We start from the raw sequence: 26,009 nt of genomic DNA, 5'->3' as shown, positions 1-26,009 counted from the left end.
ATGAAGAAAATATTTCTCTTATTTATAATACTTTCAACAATAAGTGCCTTCGCTCAATTCGCCGTAATAAAAGACAATGACGGATTTGTAAATATTAGAACTGAAGCTTCAATAGGAAACAATATTTCAGACCAATTAAAAAATGGTTTTGTGGTGTATTGTTTTGAACCTGCAAAAAATTGGATCAATATAGATTATTCAAAAAACAATAAAGATTTAAGTGGTTATTTATATAAAGACAGAGTTAAGTATTTATCAGATTTCGAGAAAATTCCGTTAGTAAAGGAAACTAAAACGAAAGTTGTTTTCCAGAAAGCTGATATTACTATTAGTATTGAAAGTAAAAATTTCCAATCAAATACTGCAAAACTCAGCTATTTTAAAGACAGTAAATCGATCGTAGAAAAAATTAACGGGAAGCATTTCTGGGGAACTGACGGAGAAATTCCTAAAACAACTTTTAAATCCATAACGATAACCATAGGATCTCAAACCATTGAACTTCCTAAAAATGCTTTCGAGGATTTATTTGAACCAAATCTTTTTAGAACCCAAATAAATTATGACAAAAACTCTAACGCTTTATATATTTCTTCAAGCAATAGTGATGGCGCTGGAAGTTATGAATTGGCTTGGGTTATAGAAAAAGGCCAATATAAAGAGCGTAAAGTTGCTTATGGCTTTTAGTGTCTGAATCACTTTTATCAAAACATTAACAATAAAAATATTCTTACGTAATATAAAATCCGTTTATATTTGGTTTACCAATTATAATCTCTAACACAAAAAATATTTAATCAAAATGACAAAAGTTATCACTGTAATGACAGCAGCCTTATTTTCAATTGGAGTAATGGCTCAAGAAACAAAACCCACTACAAAAGAAAAAACGAAAAAAGAATCTTGTTGTAAAAAGACAGCAGATAAAAAAGATAAAAAGTCTTGTTGCGTTAAAAAATAAGTTAGAAAAAAAGACCTCAATTTCTTGAGGTCTTTTTTTTTTAACTAATAAAATTTAACTACTGATTGTTTATATATAAATATCCAGATTTATTAGTGTGATTTCCATTATCTCCATACTCAATGATGTAGAAATAAGTTCCAGTTGGAAGTTTATCTTTTCTAGCAACAGTTGCACGTCCGTCTGAGAACCCTTCAAAAGGATTTGTTACGTTATCATAACCTTTTTTCTCATAAACAATTACTCCGTAACGATTGTAAATTCTAACTGTATTGTTCGGGAAACAATTTATGCCTTCAATTTTAAAGACATCATTTTTTCCGTCTCCGTTAGGTGAAATGGCGTTATAAATATTCATCAGACAAATAACATTTACTGTTTGTGTAAATGTAGTCTGGTTACCACAGTTATCAGCAGCAATCCAGTTTCTCACAAGAGAATATTTACTTTCACAGTCACCATCTAAACGTGTTTCCGTATAAGTAACTGTTGCACTTCCACAGTTATCACTTGCGGTAAGAGTTACTGCGTTTGGAATAGTGTTACAATCTGCTGTAATTACTGCCTCTGGAAGAGGTTCGTTAAAGACAGGTGCTTTCGTGTCATGAACAAGAATAATTTGGTTGCATGTATCCGTATTTAAAACAGTATCTTCTCCTGCATCTCGCAATCCGTTGCCATTTGCATCCTCATATTCTGTAATGGTATAAGTTCTTGTAATGCTTGAATTGCAACCTTGATCGGGACCATTTGAAGCTGTAATCTGAATAACACCACACTGACCATTTGTAATATTTCCATCGCCATTTCCTAAAGCTTCAAATTGAGCTTCTGTCAAAGTTGTTTCTGATGGCAAATCACTATAACAAGATACAGTAGTTGGTACAAAAGTTGGACATACTACATTAAAAACACAGCAATTTGGCGCATTTCCTGCTACATCTAGTGTGTTACAAGTACTAGGTCCCTGAATATGCAGATCATAATTGCTACCAGAAGCAATTGTACTAGAGGTCCAGGTATTTCCTGACCATATTCCAGGCGCTCCCGTACCCGTTACCGTATAAGGCCCTTCACCAGTTACAGATAAACTTACTTTATAACCTGAAATATCATCAAGACAGATTGCACTTTCTGATCCTACTAGTGCAATCGGTGTTATAGTTACATTTTGATTTACAGTTTTTGTATATCCGTTACCATAATCAAATGTCCATGTTACAACAGTTGTTCCCTGAGCTGTAATTGGAAATAAAGTCGTAGTTGTTCCCGTTATTGTTCCAGCACATTCATCTGTAATTGTTGGCATTTTTGGCATTACAGAACATTCGGCATTCATATCTGCTAGAACAGGTAGCACTGTATCGCTTATTTTAATAGTTGTAGTTGTGATGTTAGAGCAAGTACCATTAGTAAATGCATATGAAATTGTATGTATTCCTGATGAAGAATTCGCCAAATCAATTTCTCCAGTTGATGCATTAATACTTAATCCAGCATCTGAACTAAAACTACCGTTTAATATTCCAGTTTTAACAACTGAAGCTGTTCCTCTATTGCAATAAGCAGTATTAGGATAAGCTATTGTTGCAGTAGGCAATGCATTTATTGTAATAAGTGTCATAGCTGTATTTCCGGAACAGCTACCCTCACTAAAAGAATATGTAATAGTATGATCTCCAATTGCAGACGTTTCTAAGTTTATTTCTCCTGATACAGGATCTATACTCAGCCCAGCATCAGAAGTATAAGTTCCTCCATCTGCACCTAATTTCTCAACAGAAATTTTTCCAGTTTTACAAAATGATCCTCCTAAATAAGATATAGTGACTACAGACAGCGGATTTATAGATACCACTACAGGTGCAATAGCGCTACAGCCCATAGCATTTGTAGCTTTAATATAATACGTATTACTTACAGCAATGGCATTAGGATTAGTCACTGGTATAGTAGCCATTTTATCTTCAAAATAAGTATAGGTTAACCCTGTTTCACTTCCAGCGGTAATTGAACCCGCTGTAATATCCACTGTGCTAGGAGCACAAACTTGAGCAGGATTGGTAACATTAATATTAGGAAGTGCATTGACATTAATAACCAAATTAGCTGTGGTTGTGGCATTACATGGTGCTCCCATATTTACACTACAGCTATAATTATTAGCTCCTACAGCTAAGTCCGAATAACTTATTACTGGACTCTTCATATTCTGATTGGATGCATCAATACCAGGTCCTTTCCACAAATAAGAGATAGCGCCAAATGCATCAACATCCAATTCTAAAGTTCCTTCATTTGCATAACAAACTGTTGCTGGACTTAGTAAGCCATTTACTGTAGCATTAGGAGCTGCAGCAACGCCAATTTGCGACGATTGAGTGATAATATTACCACAATCATCTTTTATTCTAAAAAAATAAGTTGCATCTGTTAATCCTCCAAATTTATTACTGCTTTGGTAATCACCATATGTAGATCCACCATCTGTGCTCAATGCATATTCAAGCACATTTCCAGGTGCAGGAGAATTAGAAATTGCCTCAATGGTCAAAACTCCAGTTTTAGCACCACTCACACACACATAACCTCCAGTATTTGTTTTATCAACGATGATTGCATTATTGGCATCATACGTAACCGTTTCAGTTAGTACATTGGTTGTTCCCCCTTTTATGCGTAATCCGAAAACATATGTACCATAACTTAATCCGTCAAACGGATTTGAAGCTGTTGTACTCGCTAAATCTCGTACCTGACCAACACTTGAAGGTCCAGAAACAATAATAACTTGATAAGCCGATACATCATCAAATTTACCATTCATTACGTAATTGAATCCGCCACAAATAGAAGTTATCGTGTGGCCTGATAAACTAGCTGTTCGTCCCTGAACCACCACATTGGTAGTTGCACTACCACAGTCAGAATTTACCTGTAAAGTATAGTTTCCTTTAGGCCAAAAAGGTTGTGGGGCATTCACATTAGGACTAGGTAAAAGAGGAACACCAGTATTTCCGTTAGTGAAAGTACCTAATGCTGCACTATAAGTATAACCTACAGGAACTAATGGATTACTCGAAGATGTAACTTTATAAGTTAAAATATCAGTAGGCTGAGATGGATTTAATGAAAGATATAAATATCCATAATCCAAATCATTTAGGCTCACCGTATAAGCTGTCACACTTTGTACTGCCGTAAAAGTAGGCGAAGCTGTAAACAGCAATTTGTTTGATGCTGCATTAAACAAATCAGATGTATAACCTTCTGCATCTTTATAGGTAACAAGATAATTGGCACCTGGTGTTAGCACATCAGTAAAAGTTTGACTGTTGCTTGTTACGGTAAAATTGTGAACATCGGAAGGATTGGTTTCATTTGTAAAAGTTACATTTACTGGCAAACAATCCAATCCAGCTCCAATACTTGATTTTATTATGGCAGTACCGCCACAATTTCTAAGTGTTATATTAGAATATACAGTATTATAATTTGTAACCACAAATTCTTTGCTTCCGCCACACATATCCATTAATACAACTCTCATGTTAGCCAAATCGCCAACCACACTGGCTCTATCGGCATTAAGTGGCATTATCGGAGTGGCATCAGTTAATAAAAAACCATCACCACCTACGTCGGCATAACCATCGCCATTAATATCTTTTCCATATAATTGTCCTTTATATTTTATCTTCCATCTAAAAAGAGCGGCATCGGCAGCTGAAACAAGGCTTCCGCTTGCCGTATAAACAAACCCTTTTTCAATATATAACCGGATTGCCTGTGTGCACGAAAGTCCAGCTCTTCCAGGATATGCAATACTTGCTATTTTAATGTCGTTTATAGTTACCGTTGGATCAGTACTGCTGGCTGTAACAATACCATTGTTTTGACATCCTGTATTACTTGGTACACCAGATACTGTTTGTGCAGTTAAATTGGTACCAAGAAAACACACGACGAATGTTAAAAATAAAATGATTTTTGTTTTCATAAATTGTCTTTTTCGTAAAACAAATACTTCAAAAAATTCCAGGAGCCATTCAATACTCTTGTAATCGCATTTATTTGTTTTAATTTTCTGAATTTTAAATGATTAATCCCTCAAATGAGGGTGCAAAAGTCATTCTAATTTCAATGAATTTCATCCCTTAAAAGATTTAAAACTAACAGATTAAGACAATTATTGAGATTTAAGTAAAACACAAAAGTGCAACTGTAGATTCATATTCTATTTTGCCCTCATTTTATACATCAAAAAACTTTCTAACTCGGAAGATATAGAAAAAATGAAGTTGCAATTTTGAAAAAGCAACACCAAAAAGAAGAATTGGCAATAGCAATTGTAGAGAAAAACAACAATAGATAGAGACACTATTTGTTTTACATAGAAACAAAAAAAGCAGTAAAACTACTGCTTTTGATATCTTATATATAATAATATTATTTCCGAGTTTAATATTTTATTTTAAGCGAACACTCCATTCAAAATCCATTTCAGAAACCTGAACGCCTTCCTCATTTGTCCCGATAGACTTCATCCAGAACGTTTGTCCTTCTCCGGTTTCTATAGTTTTTTTAATAGCATCGGCAATCAAATGCCCATCATTGCATACAAAAGTAATTCGGCCTGTTGCTTTTTTTGTGAAGTTTCCTTTGTTATTTGCTACTAACATCGAGATCTTTCTGCCACTTTGCTGAATCTGCGAAATAACTAAAGCTCCTGTTGTCAGTTCGGCCGCCATAGCCTGAACCGCAAAATACATTGAGTTAAACGGATTCTGATTTATCCATCTGTGTTTTACTGTTACAGTACAGCTATCCTCATTTATGTCCTTTACTCGAACTCCACAAAAATATGCTGAAGGAAGTTTGAAGAAGACAAACTTATTAAGTTTTGATACCGAAAGTGCCATATAATTTATTTTTTTATGTAAAAATACAAAAAAACTATGCACGCACAATAAATTCTTTACATATCAAAAGAAATCAGCAATCACGGTACTTTTAAATGATTTTCAATGTTTTACTCCCTATTTAGCAGTTTTAAATTTGTTAAATTTTTGTTAATAATTAGTACTATGCAAAACAAGATACTGTTTTTTAGACATATATTTGCATAAGAAATTACTATATACTTTTAATCATGGAAACAACAACACCACTCATCATGGAAAAAACATCAGAAAAGAATACGGCAACATTTACTCATTTGAGTACTTTAAGCCAATATATAATTCCGTTTGGGAACTATATTTTTCCGCTAATCATTTGGACTAACTATAAAGACAAATCTGAATTTGCAGATCATCACGGAAAACAGGCTTTGAACTTTCAATTAAGCATTTTGCTTTATTCTTTGATTTTAGCACTTATTGCGATACCAATTTTTATAACAGTAGTTTTACAAAATATTCCAATTGAAGCATTTATGTACAACGAGAATCTTGTCATTAGAAATTTCAACTTCGAAGGACACATTGGAACCTTAAGTGTAGCTATAACGGCTGTTATACTTTTCGGATTATTAAAATTTGTTGAGTTCTTTTTAGTAATCTACGCTTCTATAAAAGCTTCAAATGGAGAATTATACAAATATCCAATTACGATCCCTTTTATAAAGTGACGCTAAAAAATTAAAAGTTATAGTCGAAACATCAATCAAATCATATAAGTTTCGAATCAATCATCAATCAAATCATCATCAATCAAAAAACGAATTGTTCAATCAAAAAAAAACAAAATGAAATTATGAACATTGAAAACACAAAAGCACAGATGCGCAAAGGTGTTCTTGAGTTTTGCATCTTATCTGTATTAAAAGAAAAAGACGCATATACATCTGAAATATTAGACACTTTAAAAAACGCAAAATTACTAGTTGTAGAAGGAACCGTTTACCCGTTGTTAACTAGATTAAAAAACGATGGTTTACTTAATTATCGCTGGGAAGAATCGACCTCTGGGCCACCACGAAAATATTATGGATTAACCGAGATAGGACAAACATTTTTAAACGAACTTAGCGGTACTTGGACAGAATTATCCGACGCCGTAAATCTAATCACCAATCAAAATCAATAAGTCATGAACAAAACAGTAAATATTAACTTAGGCGGGATGTTTTTTCACATCGATGAAGATGCATACTTAAAATTGACACGCTATTTTGACGCTATAAAACGATCACTTAACAACTCATCTGGTCAGGATGAAATCATTAAAGATATCGAAATGCGTGTTTCTGAATTACTGACAGAAAAACAAAAAAGCGAAAAACATGTTGTTGGACTGAAAGATGTTGACGAGGTGATTGCGGTAATGGGACAACCAGAAGATTATAGAATTGAAGACGAAGAAAACGCTAACCAATCTTTCAATAACTATACTGCAAGAAAACACAAAAAATTATATCGTGACAAAGAAAACGGTATGATCGGAGGTGTGGCTACAGGTTTAGGGCATTACTTCGGAATTGACGCAGTTTGGATTAAAATCGTATTCTTAATCTTCGTTTTTGCAGGTTTTGGAACAGGAATTTTAGCTTACTTCGTTCTTTGGATTGTAACTCCTGAAGCAGTTACAACTTCTGAAAAATTGGAAATGACAGGAGAACCAGTAACCATTTCAAACATCGAAAAAAAAGTTCGCGAAGAAATTGATTCACTTTCTGAAAAATTCAAAAATGCAGATTATGACAAAATGGGAAACCAAGTAAAGTCGGGAGCTGGGAGAATAAGTAGTTCATTTGGAGACTTTATCATGACGGTTTTTAAAATCTTTGCTAAGTTTTTAGGAGTAATTCTAATTATCTCAGGGATTTCTACCTTAATCATGTTATTGATTGGCGTATTTACTTTAGGAACTAATATTTTTATCGATTTCCCTTGGCAGAATTTTGTAGAAGCTGGAAACTTTACAGAATATCCTCTTTGGTCATTCGGATTGTTAATGTTCTTTGCTGTTGGAATTCCGTTTTTCTTCTTAACATTATTAGGATTTAAATTGTTGTCTCCAAACTTAAAATCAATTGGAAACATTACAAAATATACGCTTTTAGCACTTTGGATTATTTCTATTGCAATTCTTACAAGTATTGGAATCAAACAGGCAACTGAAATTTCATACGACAATAAAATAGTAGAGAAAAAAGTTCTGGCAATCAAACCTGCTGATACTTTATTCATAAAGTTTAAGTACAATGATTATTATACAAAAAGCTTGAACCACTATAGAGAATTCGAATTTGTACAAGATTCTGCAAACAACGAATTGATTTATTCTAATGATGTACGTTTACACGTATTACATACAGACGAATCAGCTCCGTTCATTCAGATTGAAAAAAGTGCAAGAGGCAACTCTTTTACAAACGCTAAAAAAAGAGCAGAAAAAATTAATTATAAGTTTCAAATTAGCGGAAATCATTTAATTTTGGATAATTATTTTCTGACAGATGTAAAAAACAAATTCAGAGGACAGGAAGTTGATATTTATCTTTACTTACCAGAAGGGCAATTAGTTAAACCAGATTCTTCTGTAAGAGATTACTATAACTCAGACGACAATTTCTTTGAACTGAATTACAAAGGAGATTACAATTACAAAGTTATCGGATCTAAAGTAAAATGTTTAAACTGTCCTGCTGATGAGGATAATGACAACGATTATGAAAATGACTACGAGAATGACTACGAAAATAATACTGGTAGCTCAAATGACACTATAAAAGAAGTTTCGGTTAAAATTAATGGAAAAGAAGTTTTAAACGGAAAAAAAGGAAAATTAACTATTGATAAAAACGGAGTTGTAATCAAAACTAACTAAACCATGATAAAAATAATCATTCATATTACGAAATTTATAATTGCGACTGTTACAGCCTTATTATTTGCCTCATGTAATTTTAACATGAATGCAATTGAAGGAAGCGGGAATGTTACAACAGAAAAAAGAACTGTTCTAGGAGAGTTTAAAAACATCTCTGTAAGCAACGCCATAGATGTGGTTGTTGTACAGTCTGATGCTACAGAAATTACAGTTGAAGCCGATGACAATCTTCAAAAAGAAATTGTTACTAAAGTAGAAAACGGAACGCTTATTATTGAATGCAAATACAGCTCTTTCCGTAACATTACATCAAAAAAAGTAACAGTAAAAATGCCGGTTGTCCATAAAATTGAAGCTTCTAGTGCTTCAACTGTTGAAACTGACGGATTTGTTCAAGGTGAAGATGTTACTTTAGAAGCTTCGAGCGCAGCATCGATGGATGTTAAAATCGAATCTGACAGAATTGCAATAGATGCTGGAAGCGGAAGTTCTATAGATATTGAAGGTAAAGCTTTAAGCCTAACAACTTCAGTTTCAAGCGGAGGAAGTATTGATGCTGAAAAATTAATAGCAAATGACATTCATGCAGATGCCTCTAGCGGAGGAACAGTTTCTGTACAACCGATTTTAAGCTTAAAAGCAGATGCTTCTAGCGGAGGAAATATTAATTACAGCGGGAATCCAAAAACGGTTGAAAAATCTTCAAGTTCTGGAGGAAGCGTAAACAAAAGCTAAAAAAGCAACTGTTAAATATAAACGAAATCATTCATCAAAAGTGGATGATTTTTTTATATTTGTCAAAATCAAATCTAGAATTAATGAAAAAAAGTACCGCCCTACTCCTATTATTATTTGTTACGACTCTGACTTTCGCTCAAAAAAGAGAAAAAATTAAAGGTTCTAAAATTGTAACTACCTCAATAAAAGAAGTTGGAAGTTTTGATGCTCTTGAGGTTGATGATAACCTAGAAGTTTATCTAGAACAAGGAGAGAAAAACGAAATTAAAATTGAAGCCGATGACAACCTACACGATATTGTAGGAATGGATTTAAGAGAAAAAACACTTCGATTATATACTAATAAAGAATCTACAATTTTCAAGAAACTATCTGTTAAGGTTACTTATACTAAATCTTTGAATAAAGTAATCACTAAAAACGAAGCTATAGTTTATGCTATTCAAGAGCTACAATTAGACGACATTACAATGAATTGCATGGACTTTTCTAAATTGTATTTGAATGTGAACTCAAAGAAATTCACTTTAATTGCCGATGATAAGTCTAGAACAGAATTAAACTTAAAAGCAGAGGACGGAAGTTTGCAATTGAGTAAATATGCTGGCGTTAAAACATTGGTTTCTGCTATAAAATTCAAATGCGATTTGTATCAAAAAGCAACTGCAGCCATTGAAGGAATTGCAGAAAAAGCAACTATCAGATTAGACAATAATTCTGTTTTTACAGGAACAAAATTTACTTTGAAAGACGCAAATGTAACTGCTGAAGGTTCTGCCGTTGCTACAATATTAGCAGATACCACTATTGCAATAGCAGCTGGAGACAAGTCTGAAATTTCATTATACGGTGATCCAAAAATAGAACTTACACGCTTTAGCGAAGAAGCAAAACTGATAAAAAAACCAGGTGCAGCAAAACCAAAAGCAGCAACATTGTAAGCTTTTTAAAGTTTAAAAAATCAATATAACGAAAAAGAAAAATCCCAGTCTAAAATTTTAGACTGGGATTTTTATTAGAAAAGATTTCAGCTTTCCAACAACTTGAAACCTCAAACCTCAAACTTTTTAATTTATTCCTTTGAAGCCAAATATCTTTCAGCATCTAATGCAGCCATACATCCAGTTCCAGCAGCCGTAATTGCTTGACGGTATACATGATCTGCAGCATCTCCTGCTACGAATACACCTTCAATATTTGTTTTTGATGTACCAGGAGTATTTATAATATATCCTGTTTCGTCAAGAGTAATATAATCTTTAAAAATATCTGTGTTTGGTTTGTGACCAATTGCCACGAAGAAACCAGTTGCAGGAATTTCGATTGTTTCACCAGTTGTTTTGTTTAAAGCTTTAATAGCATGAACTACATTGTTGTCTCCTAAAACTTCAACTGTATCATGATTCATCAAAATTTCGATGTTTTCAGTTTTACGAACACGTTCTTCCATAATTTTAGAAGCTCTGAATTTATCACTTCTTACTAACATGGTTACTTTTTTACAAAGCTTAGACAAGTAATGTGCTTCTTCACAAGCAGAATCTCCTGCTCCAACAATAACAACATCTTGGTTTCTATAGAAGAATCCGTCGCAAACTGCACATGCAGAAACTCCACCACCCATATTTAAATAGTGCTGTTCTGATGGCAATCCTAAATATTTAGCCGAAGCACCTGTAGAAATAATTACAGTTTCACAGTGCAATTCGATTGTATCATTAATCCAAACTTTATGAATATCTGCAGAAAAATCAACTTTTGTTGCCCATCCATCACGAATATCTGCCCCAAAACGTTTTGCTTGTTCCTGTAACTGAATCATCATTTCAGGTCCTGTCACTCCATCAACATAACCAGGAAAGTTTTCAACCTCATTAGTAGTAGTTAATTGACCACCAGGCTGCATTCCTTGATATAATACTGGATTCATGTTAGCTCTAGCCGCATAAATAGCAGCAGTATAACCTGCAGGGCCAGAACCTATAATAAGGCATTTAATTTTTTCGATTGTATTTGACATAGTAATAGTTTTTTTGAGTTGCAAATGTAAACTTTATTATAAAAAATAACGCCGAAAATAAATCTGAAATAGCTATATCAAAATAAGTTTTATTTATTTTCATTTTTTCCTTTTACAAATCAAATTTATTTATATCTTTGCATCCGCTTTCGGGCACTACAACAAAATTACATCTTCGGGGTGTAGCGTAGCCCGGTTATCGCGCCTGCTTTGGGAGCAGGAGGCCGCAGGTTCGAATCCTGCCACCCCGACAAAAGCCGAACAGAAATGTTCGGCTTTTTTGTTTAAAATCTATATTTATGTTTTTCGTTTATATTCTTTACAGCACTACCAAGGAAAAGTTCTATATCGGTCAAACAAATGATATCGAAGACAGGCTTAGAAGACACAATAACGGACAATCATTATCTACAAAAAATGGTGCTCCATGGAAAATCATTTACACAATTCAATTAGACTCAAGGTCTGAAGCAGTGACTTTGGAAAACAAAATAAAAAAACGTGGCGCAAAAAGATATCTTCAAGACATAAATTTTGAGTATCAACTGTAGAGTAGAACGGTTATCACGTCCCGCCTTAAAGCGGGAAGGCCGCAGGTTCGAATCCTGCCACCCCGACAAAAGCCGAACAGAAATGTTCGGCTTTTTTGTTTTTATACAATTTCCAGAAATTATCGCATTTTAAAACATAGCCCGTGGTTTTAACCACGGGATACGCATCCGTGATCATAATACGTTCCCCGCGGTTGAAACCGCGGGCTATATAAAAAACAAACCTCTAAAAATCAATCGATCTTTAGAGGCTTATCTTCAAAAAATATCAATATCTAAGTTTATCACTCCATACTTATATAGGAAGGATAAGATTCCTTATTCGGTAAAATAAATTCTTCATCAAAAGGCTGTACGCCTTCTCCATTATTATATGCTGTCACTAGTTTTACACCAGTTGCCGTGCTTCCGCCAGTACCATTAATAACGTTTTGAATATTTCCTGGTCCCGCAAAACGTGTTATACACATTTTTTCTAGTTTTACATTTGGACTATTAGGCGCTTCGAAACCATTTTTCTTGTTCACATTTCCATCCGTTCCAGTAAAAACGGCATAAGATCCCATTCCTATAGCACGATGTTCTTTTACAGTATTTCCTACTTTAAAAGCCGCATAACCATCAACTCTTCCACCCTGACTGCTCCAACTCGCTTGATTCGGAGCATCGTATGGCGGTTCGTTTTGAAAGAAAAATGTTCTTCCACGCTCACCAAGCCACAACACTTCATATTCCTGATAATGCTCAACAAATAATGCATAAAGAATAACATCATTACCCGCAACAATAAGTCCGTTTTTACATCTATCTCTTTTCCAACGTGCGTCGCCACCTTTCTGCGAACCATGATCAGCGCGCCACAACCAGAAATGATCGCCTACAACATTGTTGCTATTTATCTGCATAGAAGCCTGAATCTGGATATTTTTTGACTGAACTCCGCCCACTCGGCAAGTAATATCGCTAAGCAAAATAGGATCTGCACTATGATCTGCATTTGCCCCTTCATTACCAATTCTAACTTGATATGTAGTACTATTTAATGAATCCATTAAAAGTCCAGCAATGATAATTCCGTCTTTATCATCAGCATAAATACATCCCCAAGTATTTTTCTCTGTTGGCTCAAGTGTTACAGAAGCAATACCAGCTCCCAAAAGTATTGCATCTTTTCTATTCACCTGAATTGGAGCATTCAATGCATAATGTCCAGGAGTAAAAAATATATTTTTACCAGCTTTTAATGCCGCATTAATCTCTACATCCGTATCTCCTTCTTTAGCAACATACCATTTTGTATCCAAATCCTGAGTTTCACCTTTCCCCATATCAGTTGCGGACCAAGAAACTCCTACTCTATCCTTTTGCCATGCAGGAACAAAAACTTTATATTCTCCATCATCTCCAATAAAAAGAAAAGGTTTTTCTCTAATAATAGGTGTTGTCGGAATTGGTGAATTAGAATCATTTGCCTGAGGAGGATTTACACATCCTTGCCAAACCATATTATAAGAACCTCCCATAGCTCCAGAACCCAGAGGAAAAACAGTATTTCTTGTGTACCACTGCTGCTGTCCGCCCCAATTTGGTCTTGATGATGTATAATGAGCATCGGCAATAAAACCTCCACTACCCCAAAAATTAGTATCTCCAATATCCGAAATATATTTAGAAGTACTTTCAATCAGTAATCTTCGGGCACTGGTTGATTGAGAAACAGTCCAAGAGAAATCACGCATTACTTCTACATTTTCTACAGATCGCCAAAATGTACAAGTGGCATTTGCTCCACCGGAAAGATGAGGTCTTGTAAATATTGCCCCCAGCTTAACATCCGACGGTACTTTACCCAAACCTCCAATATGAGAATAAAAACCTAACTCTATTGCATTTGCCTCTGCAGATGAGGCAGAACCCGATCCTCCAATATCGTAAGTTTGTCCATTTACGTTTGGTTTAAAATAATAAGCTTGGCGTTTTGTTGTCCACTCGCCATTTGCCCCTCCTAAACCAATACTACCAAATTGCGAATTGATATCATTTCTAGCCGTTTCAGCTTTTTCATGTTTTCTATCATAGAAATACATATTATCTCCAAAAATCTCATTTTCGAGTGAGATTATAACGGTAATATCATTTCGGGTTATTTTATAATAGTTCTCGTATTTATCCGCATTTGGTTTATTATCAATATATGTCAATTTAGAAGTAGATCCAATCGATACAAAATCAGATGCCAAACGACTGCCTCCTCTAGTAATTATATAATTCCCCGAAGAGCCAAAAGCAGACCATGATAATGTGAAACTATGTTTCTTTTTGTTATAAACAATTTTGCGTTCAATTTTTTTATTCCCTTCTATTTTTTCATTATTCGAAGATGGCGAAGCAAAACTGCATAAAAGCAACAGAAATGCAAATGAGGTAAATAATGAAATTACTTTTTTATTCATAATAATGTTCATTTTGTGGTTTGATAGATTGTAATAATTGTATTTTTAAAAAAGCCCAAAATAGCAATAATCTCCAACCATCGAGTCCGTTTTGGGACTCAATTTTCTTATCAAAAACACTACAAAATCACCAAATCTTATCTTTTTTTAACATAAACAAACCTTATTGAACATATCTTTTTTCTTCAATAGCTTTTTTGTCTTCAAATACAACGTGAAAATAAAATGAAAAAGACCATACTATTTACTGCATTAGTTTTTTCCAATATTACATTCGCACAGCAAAAGAGTATTTATGAATATTGCATCCAAAAAAAAAAGCGGTTTGATTTAAGTCGCTATCGAAATTTTAAAACAAAAACTTTTCGCTTCAAAATTAGATTCTTGCATTTTTGAAGCGAGAATATCTCTAAATCATCTAAAAAACTTATTAATAATTTTATTCATAACTAAAATTATTTTCTGCCAAACTCCCATGAAACCCCGATTAAGCGAACTTTCACAAATGTTAACAAAATAGATTTTCAGAAACCATAAATAATTGTATTTTTACGGTTCAAAATTCAGAAAATAAATGGGCAAAATCATTGCTATTGCTAATCAAAAAGGAGGCGTTGGAAAGACTACTACATCAGTAAATCTTGCTGCCTCATTAGGTGTTTTAGAGAAAAAAGTATTGTTGATCGACGCTGATCCACAGGCCAATGCTACATCTGGTCTTGGAATTGACGTAGAGACAGTTGAAACTGGAACATACCAAATACTTGAGCATACTGTAACACCAAAAGAAGCCGTTTTAAAATGTACAGCTCCAAACGTTGACGTGATCCCTGCTCACATTGACCTTGTTGCTATCGAAATTGAATTGGTTGACAAAGAAAACCGCGAATACATGCTTAAAAAAGCATTGGAAGAAGCAAAAGAAGAATATGATTACATCATTATCGACTGTGCTCCTTCTTTAGGTTTGTTAACCTTGAATGCTTTAACAGCTGCCGATTCTGTAGTTATTCCTATTCAATGTGAATATTTTGCACTTGAAGGATTAGGAAAATTATTGAACACTATTAAGAGTATTCAAAAAATACACAACCCAGATCTTGACATTGAAGGCTTGTTATTAACAATGTACGATTCAAGATTACGTTTATCGAATCAGGTTGTAGAAGAGGTTCAAAAACACTTTAACGATATGGTTTTTGACACTGTAATTCAGCGAAATGTAAAATTAAGTGAGGCTCCAAGTTTTGGGGAAAGCATCATCAACTATGATGCTACAAGTAAAGGTGCCGTTAACTATATTCATTTAGCACAAGAAATTATAAAGAAAAACAGTAAATAGTTTTTATGACAAAAGTAATTAAAAAACAAGCCTTAGGAAGAGGATTATCTGCCTTATTAAAAGATCCGGAAAACGACATTAAATCAGTAGAAGACAAAAATGCTGATAAAGTTGTTGGAAATATCATTGAACTTGAAATAAGTGCAATTGAAATAAATCCGTTTCAGCCTAGAAGCAATTTTAATGAAGAATCATTACGTGAATTAGCTACTTCTATTAAAGAACTTGGCGTAATTCAACCTATTACTGTTCGTAAATTAGATTTTAATAAATACCAGTTAATCTCTGGAGAGCGTCGTCTTCGTGCATCCAAATTAGTAGGACTTACTCATGTTCCTGCCTATATCCGTATTGCAAATGACAACGAATCATTGGTTATGGCATTGGTTGAAAACATCCAGCGTCATGACTTAGATCCAATTGAGATTGCTTTATCATACCAGCGTTTGATTGACGAAATTCAATTAACTCAAGAACAAATGAGTGAAAGAGTGGGTAAAAAACGTTCTACAATTGCCAACTATTTACGTCTTTTAAAATTAGATCCGATTATCCAGACAGGTATTCGTGATGGTTTTATCAGCATGGGACATGGTAGAGCAATTATCAATATTGAAGATTTAGACGTTCAAACTGATATTTATCAAAAAATCGTTAGCCAAAATTTATCTGTTCGCGAAACAGAAGCTTTAGTTAAAAACTATCACGAAGGTTTACAGCCAAAAGCTGATGGAAAACCCAAAGCCGATGCTGCATTTATTGTTAGAGAAACACAAAAGAACAGTTTCAACGACTATTTTGGCTCAAAAGTTGATATAAAAGTCGCTGGTAACGGAAAAGGAAAAATTACAATTCCATTTAATTCTGAAGCTGACTTTAACAGAATTATAAAATTAATAAACGGATAGTGAATAAGATTGTCCCCATTGGTTTATTGTTCTTTCTAACAGGAACCGTCTCTCTTTTTGCCCAAGCAAAAAAAGACACGGTTTTGGTCGTAAAAGACACTACTGCATTAGAAGAAATAGACCCGCTTACACCAGCAAAAGCTGCTTTCTATTCTGCTGTACTACCAGGTTTAGGTCAAGCATACAACAAAAAATACTGGAAAATTCCATTGGTTTACGGAGCAATTGGAACAAGTTTATATTTCTACATAGACAATAACAAGAAATACCATGATTATCGTGACGCTTACAAACGAAGATTAGAAGGCTACAACGATGACAAATATCAATTCTTAGACGACAGTCGTCTTATTGACGGACAAAAGTTTTATCAACGAAATAGAGATTTATCTGCTTTATTTGTTGTTGGATTCTATGTTCTAAATATCATCGATGCCAACGTTGATGCCGCTCTGATACAGTTTAATGTAAACGAAAGGCTTTCGATGCGTCCAGAAATTTATCCCGACGATGTAACATTTAGACCAAATGTCGGACTAACCTTTAATTATAAGTTTTAATAGATCACATTCTATTTAAAAAATCAAAAAACAAATCATAATGAAAATTGCGCTTTTAGGATACGGAAAAATGGGTAAAGTAATCGAAAGAATTGCTTTAGAAAGAGGTCATGAAATAGTTTTAAGGAAAGACGAATTCAACACCTATGACGGACTTTCAACAGCCGATGTTGCCATTGATTTCAGTGTACCATCAGCAGCAGTTAGTAACATCTCAGCATCTTTTAACGCTAATGTACCTGTAGTATCAGGAACAACAGGATGGCTAGAACATTATGATGAAATGATTGCGCTTTGCAATGAGAAAAAAGGAGGATTCATCTCTAGCTCAAATTTCAGTTTAGGAGTAAACATTTTCTTCGGGTTAAATGAGTATTTAGCTAAAATCATGAAGCAATTCGATTCTTATAAAGTTTCGATGGAAGAAATTCACCACATTCACAAACTTGACGCTCCAAGCGGAACTGCTATTTCTTTGGCTCAAGGTGTTATCCAAAATAGCAACTATGCAAATTGGACTTTGGATGAGGCAAAAGCAAACGAAATTCATATCGAAGCAAAAAGAATCGGAGAAGTACCTGGCACTCACACTGTAAATTACGACTCAGCTATTGATAGCATCGAAATCAAACATACCGCTCACAACCGTGAAGGTTTTGCCCTTGGCGCTGTCATTGCTGCAGAATGGCTGGCAGGAAAGCAGGGAATTTTCTCTATGAAAGATGTACTAAACTTACAATAAATTGACCAAAACTCAAAATCTTCAAAAGCTTGAGTTTAAAACTTAAAATACAATATTATGACATTTTACTCTTGGTTCGTATTTTTCCTAGCCGTTCAAATTATTCACTTTCTTGGAACATGGAAATTATATCAGGCAGCAGGAAGAAAAAGCTGGGAAGCTGCAATTCCGGTATACAATTCAATCGTTTTAATGAAGATTATAGGACGCCCAACATGGTGGACAATACTACTTTTTATCCCAATCATCAACTTAATTATGTTTCCAGTTGTATGGGTTGAAACATTAAGAACATTTGGCAAAAAGTCAACTTTAGATACTGTTTTAGGTCTTTTTACCTTAGGCTTTTATATCTATGTTGTTAATTATACTCAAAAATTAGAATACAACAAAGACCGCAAATTAACTCCAGAAAACAAAGCAGCAGATACTGTTAGCTCTTTATTATTTGCTATTATAGTTGCAACATTAGTACACACTTATGTTGTACAGCCTTACACTATTCCGACATCATCTTTAGAAAAATCTTTATTGATTGGTGATTTCTTATTTGTAAGCAAATTAAACTACGGACCTAGAGTCCCAATGACAACTGTTGCATTACCAATGGTTCACGACTCTATTCCTATGACAAAGAGCAAATCGTATTTAAGCTGGCCACAATTACCATACTTAAGACTACCAGCTTTTCAGAAAATAAACCGATGCGATATTGTCGTCTTTAACTGGCCTGTAGATACGGTTCATTATTTCTTTGAGCCAAAAGGAAGGCCTGGTGTTATTAAACCAATTGACAAAAAATCAAATTACGTAAAAAGATGTGTTGGTATTCCTGGAGACAGTTTATCAATAAAAGATGGTTACGTTTTTATTAACGGAAAAAAATTAGTTTTACCAGAAAGAGCAAAACCGCAGTATTCATACGCTGTAGCATTAGACGGCAAAACACCGATTGATTTTGAAACAATTTTCAAAGAATTAGATATTACAGATCCTGCAGGTTTTAGAACCGAAAAAAGAGATACACTTTATTTAGGTGCACTAACAGAAGCTGGAGCAGAAAGATTTAAAAACACTCCTGGTGTTACTGCTGTAATTAGAAAAGTTGATCATGGAGATGACAATGCTATTTTTCCTCACATCAACAAATGGAACCAAGATAATATGGGACCAATTTATATTCCTGAAGCTGGAAAAACAGTTGCACTAACAAATGAATCTCTTCCTTTCTATAAAGAAATTATTACTAATTATGAAGGAAACACATTGGAATTGCAAGGCTCAAAATTCTTAATCAATGGTAAACCAGCAACAACGTACACATTCAAACAGAACTACTACTGGATGATGGGAGACAACCGTCATAACTCAGAAGATAGCCGTTACTGGGGATATGTTCCTGAAGATCATATCGTAGGAAAACCAGTATTCATTTGGATGAGCTGGGACACTAACGGTAAAGGCATCAATAAAATTCGCTGGAGCAGAGTATTTACAACTGTAGATGGCGAAGGTCAGCCTCACTCTTACTTTAAATACTTCCTAATACTTCTTGCTATTTATTTCGCAGGAGATTTTATCTGGAAAAAAAGAAGAGAGAATAAAGCATAATAAAAAATAAGTTATTTTTGTTTCAGGTTTCAAGTTTCAAGTTCACACAAAAACTTGAAACTTGAAACCTGAAACGTTTAAACAAGAATTAAAACTATGAATTCCTTAATACTTCCAACTTATTTCCCATCTATCAGTCATTTTGCTGTTATAGCCCAATCAGACAGCATTACTTTTGAAATGGAAGATAATTTTCAAAAACAGACCAATAGAAACAGAACATACATCTATAGTCCAAATGGAATTCAATTATTAAATATTCCTGTTAAGCATTCTAAAGCAACGCATCAAAAGACAAAAGACATTTTGATCGAAAACGAATTTGATTGGCAGAAACAGCATTTTAAATCGCTTGAAGCCGCATATAGAAGCTCACCTTTCTTTGAGTATTTCGAAGATGATATTACTCCTATTTTCGAGAAAAAGCACCAATTTTTGATGGATTTAAACTTCGAAGTTTTAGATGTTGTCACTAAATGCCTTCGAATGAAACTGGAATTCGGAAAAACTACAGAGTATTTCCATGAGGTAGCCAATTTTACCGATTTCAGATATTTGGCAAACGGAAAAAAAGACGCTAATTCTTTTGAAAAATACACTCAGGTATTTGATGACAAGCACGGTTTTATCAACAATTTAAGTGTTTTGGATTTACTTTTTAACGAAGGTAAATTTGCAATGGATTATTTAAAAACGCAGAAAATCATATAAGTTGTGAATTGTAAATTGTGAATTATAAATTACACTTTTGACTTTCGACTTTTGACTAAAAGAATCATTCAATCGAAAGTTTTGTCATAATTGGATAATGATCTGAATTTTCAAAATCAGGAAAACTTTCAAATTGCTTTACTTTCATTTTACTGTCGGTAAAAATATAATCAATTCTAGCAGGATAGTATTTGAATTTATAAGTAGCTCCAAAACCTTTTCCAGCTTCTTCAAAAGCATCTTTTAGTTTCCCCTTTATATTTCGATACACATAAGAAAACGGACTGTTATTCATGTCTCCACAGATAATAATTGGGTAATTGCATTTCTTGATATGCTCTTTAAAAATTTCAGCTTGTTCTTGCTGTTGCGTAAATCCTTTACTAATTCTAGCGTAAATACGCTGCGATTTTTTCTGATTTACATTATCAATATCATCGGAAATCTCGCTTACATCTGGAGATATTTTAATTGATTGCAAGTGCATATTATAGACACGAATAATATCTTTTCCGCGTTTAATATCAGCATAAACTACATTGTTGTCCGACTTAGGAAAAATGATATTTCCTTGATCAATAATAGGAAACTTAGAAAAAATAGCCTGCCCAGTTTTAATTTTTTTACCATCAATAAATATATAACGGTGCGGATATACTTTTAAATCCAAATGTGCCGAATTTGAGTATTCTTGAATGCATAAAATATCAGGATCTTTTTCGTCTATAAAAGCCTTTATATTTGACGGAATATCATCACGATCCAGCCATTTAAAAACATTAAAAAGACGCACATTATAACTCATTACAGAGAAATCTTTTTCGTCTTTCACATATTCTTTTCCAGAAAACTTATAAAATTTACTGATGAATGTAATTCCGGTCAGCAAAACCAAACCAGACAAAATAAGTCGTTTTTTAAACTGAATTCCCCAATAGATAAAAAACAATATATTGGCCACAAAAAAAGCAGGCATAAACAAAGTAAGCACCGATAAAAGCGGAAAACTTTTAGGTGCTAAAAAAGGTAAAACATAGATACTAAATGTAAGCACAGTCAGCACTATGTTCAAAAAGAACATTATTTTATTAAACCAAGAAAGGTTTTTCATATTTATCTCCTACAAGTTTATTTTCCAGCTTTAAATAAAAACTCTTTTTCTTCCTTTGTCAGACAATCGTATCCTGACTGGCTTATCTTGTCTAAAATTTCATCAATCTGCTGTTGCGTTTTATCTTTTGTAACAATTCTTGATGTAGTTTTTTCTGTAGGTTTTTTGTAATTTTTATGAACTTTTGTAAATGGGGTCGTAGGAGATTTTCTAAAAAGATTTACAAAGAAATCTAATGTTTTAGAAACAATGATACTTAAATCGGTACCGTTTTGAAGCAATTTAATATAAGCAAATCCGAAGAAAGCACCCGCAAGATGTGAGATGTGTCCGCCCATATTTCCAAGACGAAACTGCATTAAATCTAAAATTAGAATAACAGCTGTTATATGCCAAAGTTTCACATTTCCGAATAGAAACAAACGCACATTCATTAAAGGAGAATAAGTGGTTGCCGCTACTAAAATAGCCATAATGGCCGCCGAGGCACCAACAATAGAACCGCTGATATTAGAAAAATAAAAACTCAATGCAAAAGCTACTCCTGCAAAAAGAGCACTTAAAAGATACAATCCTAAATATTGCTTTTGAGTAAAATAAGTCAGAAACAACGTGCTCGCAAAATTAAGCACCATCATATTGAATAACAGATGAAAAAATCCGTCATGAAAAAAAGCATACGTTAAAAAAGTCCAAGGTTTAAACATAAAAACCTGAGGATCTGACGACAAAGCCAGCCAATTTGGAAAAGCAAACTGACCTACTGAAAATTGATAGAAAAAGATAAGTGATACAATAAAACATCCTATGTTCCAATACATAACTCGCATAGCGATACCACCCAATCTATACTGTAATTTTAAATCGTCTAGAATATTCATAAAAATTCTTCTATTTTAGAATTCGTACTTTAAAGTTAAAAATTAATTCCAACGGTTGTTATTGAATTGATTTTTTTTCCAATACAACATCATTAAAAAGCCAGCAATTGCACCACCAACGTGTGCAAAATGTGCAATTCCAGTTCCGCCGCTTCCAAATAGAGAACTTCCTTTAAAACCTAAGAATAAATCAATTGCTAAAATTCCAGGAACAAAATATTTTGCTTTGATTGGAACAGGAATAAACAAGAGCGCCAGCTGAGCATTTGGAAACATAAATGCAAAAGCAGTTAGCAAACCATAAATTGCTCCAGAAGCTCCCAAAACAGGCGATTGCACAATGAAACTTGTTTCTCTCAATATATTAAACTGCTCTTGATTACAATGTGCTTCGCTTAAAACATTCAAAACTTCACCCTGAACCATTTTACCATTTGAATCAAAAAGAGATTGATAATCAGCATTTAATATTACGTGAAGATCCGATTTAGACAAATTCAAATTAGATACAGAATCTAAAAGAGAATGTATTTGCAAATAATTTACTCCCGTATGCAATAAAGCAGCTCCAAGTCCACATGAAATATAGAAAAACAAGAATTTCTTTCCGCCCCAAAAATGCTCTAAAGCAGATCCAAAAGAAACCAATGCAAACATATTAAATAAAATATGCATGAAATTTGGCAATTGTGCATGCATAAACATATGCGTAATGATCTGCCAAATCCCAAAATTGTCGCTTTCAGGATAATACAGCATTAAATACTGATAGGAAACTGGCACTAACTGAGAGCCAATAAAAAAAATAATATTAATAATTAGCAGTTGTTTAACTACTGGAGTCATATTCATCATACGGCAAACTTTTTATCTATATCTTCAACACGCATCGTAATGAAGGTAGGTTTTTGAAAAGGTGAAATATTTGGATCTTTGCAGGCAAACAAACCGTTTACCAAATTATCTTGTTCTTTTTCGGTTAAATAAGATCCCGTTTTAACCGCTAAACTTTTAGCCATTGATTTGGCAATTGTATCATTCTGACTGTAGCTGTTTGCAGGAATTCCATCTTGCAAATCGCTCAATAATTGCTCAATCACCTGTGAGACTTCACTTTCTGTGATATTTACAGGAATTCCTGAAATTACGACATGATCTGTTTTGCTTTCGTCAAAAACAAATCCAGTAGTTTCCAAAGAAGGTTTCAATTCTTCTATCAGTTTCATTTCTGAAGCCGAATAAAACAAATCTAACGGAAAAAGCAATTGCTGGCTCGAAGCTTGATTTACGGTCATATTCAGTAAAAATTGTTCGTACAAAATTCGCTGATGCGCACGCTGCTGATCCACAATAATCATTCCTGATTTTATTGGCGATACAATGTATTTTTTATGTATTTGATACGTTTTTTGCGTTGCTTGTTCTACTTCTTCATCATCAAACAAAGAAGAAGTTACTTCCTCGTTTTCGAATGTAAAAGGCGAACTTTCTATGCTTTCAGGATTTTCTGTATCTAAACCAACATACAAACTTTCCCAGCTTGCCGTTGGCTCAACTCTTTTAGAATATCCTGAATATGACGATCCAGAAGATGACGATCCTGATGAAGACGAAAAAGAAGAACCCGAGCTATATCCTGATGATCCAGAAGCAGCTTTACTGTAATGCTGATTGGTTTTGTCATCTGTAAAAGGATTAAAAGTTCCATCAACCTGAATGGTCGGAATTCCAACTTCTACATCTTTATAATGATATGGTGTATCTAAATTGGCATCACGGTCAAAATCTAAAACTGGAGCAACGTTAAACTGTCCTAAACTATGTTTGATAGACGCTCGTAAAATAGCATAAAGAGCTTGCTCATCGTCAAACTTAATTTCTGTTTTAGTTGGATGTATATTGATATCAATTGTATTTGGCGGAACCTGCAGGTACAAGAAATAACTTGGCTGAGAACCATCTTTCAGCAATCCGTCGTATGCAGACATAACGGCATGGTGAAGGAAACTGCTTTTTATAAATCGGTCATTTACAAAAAAGAATTGCTCTCCTCTATTTTTCTTTGCAAACTCTGGCTTGCAAACAAAACCTTGAACATTGATAATCTCAGTATCTTCGTTTACCGGAACTAATTTTTCATTTGTTTTTCCAGACATGATACCCACAATTCTCTGACGGTATCCTGCTGCAGGAAGATTATACATTTCGCTGCCGTTATGGTAAAAACTAAAATGAATATTTGGATGAGCCAATGCCACACGCTGGAACTCATCCATTACGTGACGAAACTCAACTGTATCTGACTTTAAGAAATTACGGCGAGCAGGGATATTAAAAAATAAGTTTTTAACCGCAAATGAAGTTCCTTTTGGTAAAACTGCCACCTCTTGCGAAACAAATTTACTTCCCTCAATTACAATATGCGTTCCAAGTTCGTCCTGATCCTGTTTGGTTTTCATTTCCATGTGCGCAATCGCCGCGATAGAAGCCAAAGCTTCTCCACGGAAACCTTTTGTTCCAAGTGAAAACAAATCTTCGGCCTGACGGATTTTGGATGTTGCATGGCGGGCAAAACACAAGCGTGCATCAGTAACGGTCATTCCGACTCCATTATCAATAACTTGCACTAGCGATTTACCAGCATCTTTTATAATCAATTTGATATCAGTTGCTTTGGCATCAACAGCATTTTCTAACAATTCTTTTACGACTGAAGCTGGTCTTTGAACCACTTCTCCAGCAGCAATTTGGTTAGCAACGTGATCAGGAAGCAATTGAATAATACTCGACATTAAGCAAAAATAGGTTTTAAAGTTAGATTAGGTTTTTGCAAACCAAGAAGTACAAATTTAATGAATTTTGGTTGGCTTTTAGAATAAGAATAATCATAAAAAAAACAAAAAAACCTATACCATTATTACACAGTATAGGTTTTAATATTTTTAAAACAAACGTGCTTTATTCGTTTTCTATTTTTTTTGGAGAATCCTCAATTTGAAGCGCCCCAGAAGTCAATAACGGCTGATTGAAAGCATGAGACATTGAAGCCTGCTGACGAATATAAGCCATTTTAATTGCTGCAATTGCTGCTTCAGTTCCTTTGTTTCCGTGAGCTCCTCCGCTTCTATCAATTGACTGTTGCATATTATTATCTGTCAATACACAGAAAATAACTGGAATATCGGTTTGAACGTTCAAATCTTTTATTCCTTGCGTAACACCTTCACAAACAAAATCAAAATGTTTCGTTTCTCCTTGAATTACGCATCCAATTACGATAACTGCATCAACATTTTGAGTTTGAAGCATTTTTTTAGCTCCGTAAATCAACTCAAAACTTCCTGGAACATTCCAACGGATAATTTGCTGAGCCGGAACATCGCAATCAACTAGAGCGTCAAAAGCACCATTATAAAGTCCTTCTGTTATAGTATCATTCCATTCAGAAACAACAATCCCAAACCGAAAGTCTTTCGCGTTTGGGATTGTGTTTTTATCGTATTCTGATAGATTTTTATTTTCAGTAGCCATCTGTACTATTTTGTTTTTAAATTTCAGACTGCTAAAATACGAATCTAAAATCT

23 protein-coding genes and 1 tRNA gene are annotated in these 26,009 nt (G+C 34.0%); 15 read left to right on the top strand and 9 right to left on the bottom strand.

Translation table 11 applies throughout. The features are described 5' to 3' along the window. On the top strand, positions 1-687 hold the full coding sequence (locus DMA14_RS09915) for an SH3 domain-containing protein (RefSeq protein ID WP_111424521.1): 687 nt from the start codon (positions 1-3) through the stop codon (positions 685-687). A 115-nt stretch (positions 688-802) separates the two neighbouring features. After that, positions 803-961, top strand: a complete 159-nt coding sequence (locus tag DMA14_RS22735; protein WP_157957698.1) for a hypothetical protein — start codon at positions 803-805, stop codon at positions 959-961. 58 nt (positions 962-1,019) lie between these two features. Here the strand turns inward: DMA14_RS22735 and DMA14_RS22975 are convergent, their stop codons facing one another. Together DMA14_RS22975 and DMA14_RS09905 are read right to left on the bottom strand one after the other, a co-directional pair. After that, positions 1,020-4,961 (bottom strand): gliding motility-associated C-terminal domain-containing protein, encoded by a 3,942-nt coding sequence (locus DMA14_RS22975; protein WP_111424520.1) that lies wholly within the window; start codon positions 4,959-4,961, stop codon positions 1,020-1,022. Positions 4,962-5,430: 469 nt separating this feature from the next. After that, positions 5,431-5,883 (bottom strand): DUF4442 domain-containing protein, encoded by a 453-nt coding sequence (locus DMA14_RS09905; RefSeq protein WP_111424519.1) that lies wholly within the window; start codon positions 5,881-5,883, stop codon positions 5,431-5,433. 230 nt (positions 5,884-6,113) lie between these two features. Here DMA14_RS09905 and DMA14_RS09900 point away from each other — a divergent pair, with 230 nt between their 5' ends. The 5 genes from DMA14_RS09900 to DMA14_RS09880 all read left to right on the top strand — a co-directional run bounded on the left by DMA14_RS09900 (position 6,114) and on the right by DMA14_RS09880 (position 10,476). After that, positions 6,114-6,593: a DUF4870 domain-containing protein gene (locus tag DMA14_RS09900; RefSeq protein WP_238989941.1), complete on the top strand. Its 480-nt coding sequence runs from the start codon at positions 6,114-6,116 to the stop codon at positions 6,591-6,593. A gap of 125 nt (positions 6,594-6,718) precedes the next feature. Further along, positions 6,719-7,051, top strand: coding sequence for a PadR family transcriptional regulator (locus DMA14_RS09895; RefSeq protein WP_008464689.1), 333 nt, complete (start codon positions 6,719-6,721; stop codon positions 7,049-7,051). Between the two features lie 3 nt (positions 7,052-7,054). Further along, complete coding sequence (locus DMA14_RS09890; RefSeq protein WP_111424518.1) at positions 7,055-8,794, top strand: PspC domain-containing protein; 1,740 nt, start codon at positions 7,055-7,057, stop codon at positions 8,792-8,794. 3 nt (positions 8,795-8,797) lie between these two features. Further along, a complete protein-coding gene (locus tag DMA14_RS09885) occupies positions 8,798-9,532 on the top strand; it encodes a head GIN domain-containing protein (RefSeq protein WP_111424517.1) in 735 nt (244 codons plus the stop codon). Positions 9,533-9,615: 83 nt separating this feature from the next. Further along, positions 9,616-10,476, top strand: coding sequence for a GIN domain-containing protein (locus tag DMA14_RS09880; protein WP_238989940.1), 861 nt, complete (start codon positions 9,616-9,618; stop codon positions 10,474-10,476). A gap of 131 nt (positions 10,477-10,607) precedes the next feature. Here DMA14_RS09880 and trxB read toward each other — a convergent pair whose 3' ends face one another. Beyond that, entirely contained in the window at positions 10,608-11,555 is a 948-nt protein-coding gene (gene trxB, locus DMA14_RS09875; RefSeq protein WP_111424515.1) for a thioredoxin-disulfide reductase, read from the bottom strand. A gap of 176 nt (positions 11,556-11,731) precedes the next feature. Here trxB and DMA14_RS09870 point away from each other — a divergent pair. Together DMA14_RS09870 and DMA14_RS09865 are read left to right on the top strand one after the other, a co-directional pair. After that, a tRNA-Pro gene (locus DMA14_RS09870) sits at positions 11,732-11,806 on the top strand. A gap of 48 nt (positions 11,807-11,854) precedes the next feature. Next, positions 11,855-12,106 (top strand): GIY-YIG nuclease family protein, encoded by a 252-nt coding sequence (locus DMA14_RS09865; protein ID WP_111424514.1) that lies wholly within the window; start codon positions 11,855-11,857, stop codon positions 12,104-12,106. 284 nt (positions 12,107-12,390) lie between these two features. Here the strand turns inward: DMA14_RS09865 and DMA14_RS09860 are convergent, their stop codons facing one another. Next, a complete protein-coding gene (locus tag DMA14_RS09860; RefSeq protein WP_111424659.1) occupies positions 12,391-14,559 on the bottom strand; it encodes a pectate lyase family protein in 2,169 nt (722 codons plus the stop codon). Between the two features lie 574 nt (positions 14,560-15,133). On the opposite strand from DMA14_RS09860, the gene DMA14_RS09855 reads away from it, so the two are divergent. The 6 genes from DMA14_RS09855 (at position 15,134) to DMA14_RS09830 (ending at position 20,433) form a co-directional block, all read left to right on the top strand. Next, the gene (locus DMA14_RS09855; protein WP_008464569.1) at positions 15,134-15,901 is read left to right on the top strand and encodes a ParA family protein; all 768 of its coding nucleotides are present in this window, start codon (positions 15,134-15,136) and stop codon (positions 15,899-15,901) included. Positions 15,902-15,906: 5 nt separating this feature from the next. Next, positions 15,907-16,809, top strand: coding sequence for a ParB/RepB/Spo0J family partition protein (locus DMA14_RS09850; protein ID WP_111424513.1), 903 nt, complete (start codon positions 15,907-15,909; stop codon positions 16,807-16,809). Then, complete coding sequence (locus DMA14_RS09845; RefSeq protein WP_111424512.1) at positions 16,809-17,369, top strand: DUF5683 domain-containing protein; 561 nt, start codon at positions 16,809-16,811, stop codon at positions 17,367-17,369. Before DMA14_RS09850 ends, DMA14_RS09845 begins: the two co-directional genes overlap by 1 nt. Before the next feature lie 40 nt (positions 17,370-17,409). Beyond that, positions 17,410-18,111 (top strand): 4-hydroxy-tetrahydrodipicolinate reductase, encoded by a 702-nt coding sequence (gene dapB, locus DMA14_RS09840; protein ID WP_111424511.1) that lies wholly within the window; start codon positions 17,410-17,412, stop codon positions 18,109-18,111. A 57-nt stretch (positions 18,112-18,168) separates the two neighbouring features. After that, positions 18,169-19,722 (top strand): signal peptidase I, encoded by a 1,554-nt coding sequence (gene lepB / locus DMA14_RS09835; RefSeq protein WP_111424510.1) that lies wholly within the window; start codon positions 18,169-18,171, stop codon positions 19,720-19,722. Positions 19,723-19,818: 96 nt separating this feature from the next. Then, a complete protein-coding gene (locus DMA14_RS09830) occupies positions 19,819-20,433 on the top strand; it encodes a WbqC family protein (RefSeq protein WP_111424509.1) in 615 nt (204 codons plus the stop codon). 64 nt (positions 20,434-20,497) lie between these two features. Here the strand turns inward: DMA14_RS09830 and DMA14_RS09825 are convergent, their stop codons facing one another. The 5 genes from DMA14_RS09825 to ribH form a co-directional block, all read right to left on the bottom strand. Beyond that, the gene (locus DMA14_RS09825) at positions 20,498-21,544 is read right to left on the bottom strand and encodes an endonuclease/exonuclease/phosphatase family protein (protein ID WP_162536283.1); all 1,047 of its coding nucleotides are present in this window, start codon (positions 21,542-21,544) and stop codon (positions 20,498-20,500) included. A 17-nt stretch (positions 21,545-21,561) separates the two neighbouring features. Further along, positions 21,562-22,425, bottom strand: a complete 864-nt coding sequence (locus DMA14_RS09820; RefSeq protein WP_111424508.1) for a rhomboid family intramembrane serine protease — start codon at positions 22,423-22,425, stop codon at positions 21,562-21,564. Between the two features lie 42 nt (positions 22,426-22,467). Then, positions 22,468-23,280, bottom strand: coding sequence for a rhomboid family intramembrane serine protease (locus DMA14_RS09815; protein ID WP_162536282.1), 813 nt, complete (start codon positions 23,278-23,280; stop codon positions 22,468-22,470). After that, positions 23,277-25,217 (bottom strand): DNA mismatch repair endonuclease MutL, encoded by a 1,941-nt coding sequence (gene mutL, locus DMA14_RS09810; RefSeq protein ID WP_111424507.1) that lies wholly within the window; start codon positions 25,215-25,217, stop codon positions 23,277-23,279. The genes DMA14_RS09815 and mutL overlap by 4 nt, the downstream gene beginning before the upstream one ends. A 166-nt stretch (positions 25,218-25,383) precedes the next feature. Further along, positions 25,384-25,956, bottom strand: a complete 573-nt coding sequence (gene ribH, locus DMA14_RS09805; RefSeq protein WP_111363185.1) for a 6,7-dimethyl-8-ribityllumazine synthase — start codon at positions 25,954-25,956, stop codon at positions 25,384-25,386. Positions 25,957-26,009: the final 53 nt, after the last annotated feature.

It is taken from the genome of Flavobacterium sharifuzzamanii, assembly GCF_003254585.1.
GTDB lineage: Bacteria > Bacteroidota > Bacteroidia > Flavobacteriales > Flavobacteriaceae > Flavobacterium > Flavobacterium sharifuzzamanii.
This window is presented reverse-complemented; position numbering and strand designations above follow the sequence as displayed.

Coding starts and splice junctions, on each gene's coding strand:
- lepB (WP_111424510.1), top strand. CDS start 18,169: ATGACATTTTACTCTTGGTTCGTATTTTTCCTAGCCGTTCAAATTATT.
- DMA14_RS09850 (WP_111424513.1), top strand. CDS start 15,907: ATGACAAAAGTAATTAAAAAACAAGCCTTAGGAAGAGGATTATCTGCC.
- DMA14_RS09890 (WP_111424518.1), top strand. CDS start 7,055: ATGAACAAAACAGTAAATATTAACTTAGGCGGGATGTTTTTTCACATC.
- DMA14_RS09865 (WP_111424514.1), top strand. CDS start 11,855: ATGTTTTTCGTTTATATTCTTTACAGCACTACCAAGGAAAAGTTCTAT.
- DMA14_RS22735 (WP_157957698.1), top strand. CDS start 803: ATGACAAAAGTTATCACTGTAATGACAGCAGCCTTATTTTCAATTGGA.
- DMA14_RS09855 (WP_008464569.1), top strand. CDS start 15,134: ATGGGCAAAATCATTGCTATTGCTAATCAAAAAGGAGGCGTTGGAAAG.
- DMA14_RS09830 (WP_111424509.1), top strand. CDS start 19,819: ATGAATTCCTTAATACTTCCAACTTATTTCCCATCTATCAGTCATTTT.
- DMA14_RS09825 (WP_162536283.1), bottom strand. CDS start 21,544: ATGAAAAACCTTTCTTGGTTTAATAAAATAATGTTCTTTTTGAACATA.
- DMA14_RS09820 (WP_111424508.1), bottom strand. CDS start 22,425: ATGAATATTCTAGACGATTTAAAATTACAGTATAGATTGGGTGGTATC.
- DMA14_RS09860 (WP_111424659.1), bottom strand. CDS start 14,559: ATGAATAAAAAAGTAATTTCATTATTTACCTCATTTGCATTTCTGTTG.
- DMA14_RS09885 (WP_111424517.1), top strand. CDS start 8,798: ATGATAAAAATAATCATTCATATTACGAAATTTATAATTGCGACTGTT.
- DMA14_RS09905 (WP_111424519.1), bottom strand. CDS start 5,883: ATGGCACTTTCGGTATCAAAACTTAATAAGTTTGTCTTCTTCAAACTT.
- trxB (WP_111424515.1), bottom strand. CDS start 11,555: ATGTCAAATACAATCGAAAAAATTAAATGCCTTATTATAGGTTCTGGC.
- dapB (WP_111424511.1), top strand. CDS start 17,410: ATGAAAATTGCGCTTTTAGGATACGGAAAAATGGGTAAAGTAATCGAA.
- DMA14_RS09915 (WP_111424521.1), top strand. CDS start 1: ATGAAGAAAATATTTCTCTTATTTATAATACTTTCAACAATAAGTGCC.
- DMA14_RS22975 (WP_111424520.1), bottom strand. CDS start 4,961: ATGAAAACAAAAATCATTTTATTTTTAACATTCGTCGTGTGTTTTCTT.
- ribH (WP_111363185.1), bottom strand. CDS start 25,956: ATGGCTACTGAAAATAAAAATCTATCAGAATACGATAAAAACACAATC.
- DMA14_RS09895 (WP_008464689.1), top strand. CDS start 6,719: ATGAACATTGAAAACACAAAAGCACAGATGCGCAAAGGTGTTCTTGAG.
- DMA14_RS09880 (WP_238989940.1), top strand. CDS start 9,616: ATGAAAAAAAGTACCGCCCTACTCCTATTATTATTTGTTACGACTCTG.
- DMA14_RS09900 (WP_238989941.1), top strand. CDS start 6,114: ATGGAAACAACAACACCACTCATCATGGAAAAAACATCAGAAAAGAAT.
- mutL (WP_111424507.1), bottom strand. CDS start 25,217: ATGTCGAGTATTATTCAATTGCTTCCTGATCACGTTGCTAACCAAATT.
- DMA14_RS09815 (WP_162536282.1), bottom strand. CDS start 23,280: ATGATGAATATGACTCCAGTAGTTAAACAACTGCTAATTATTAATATT.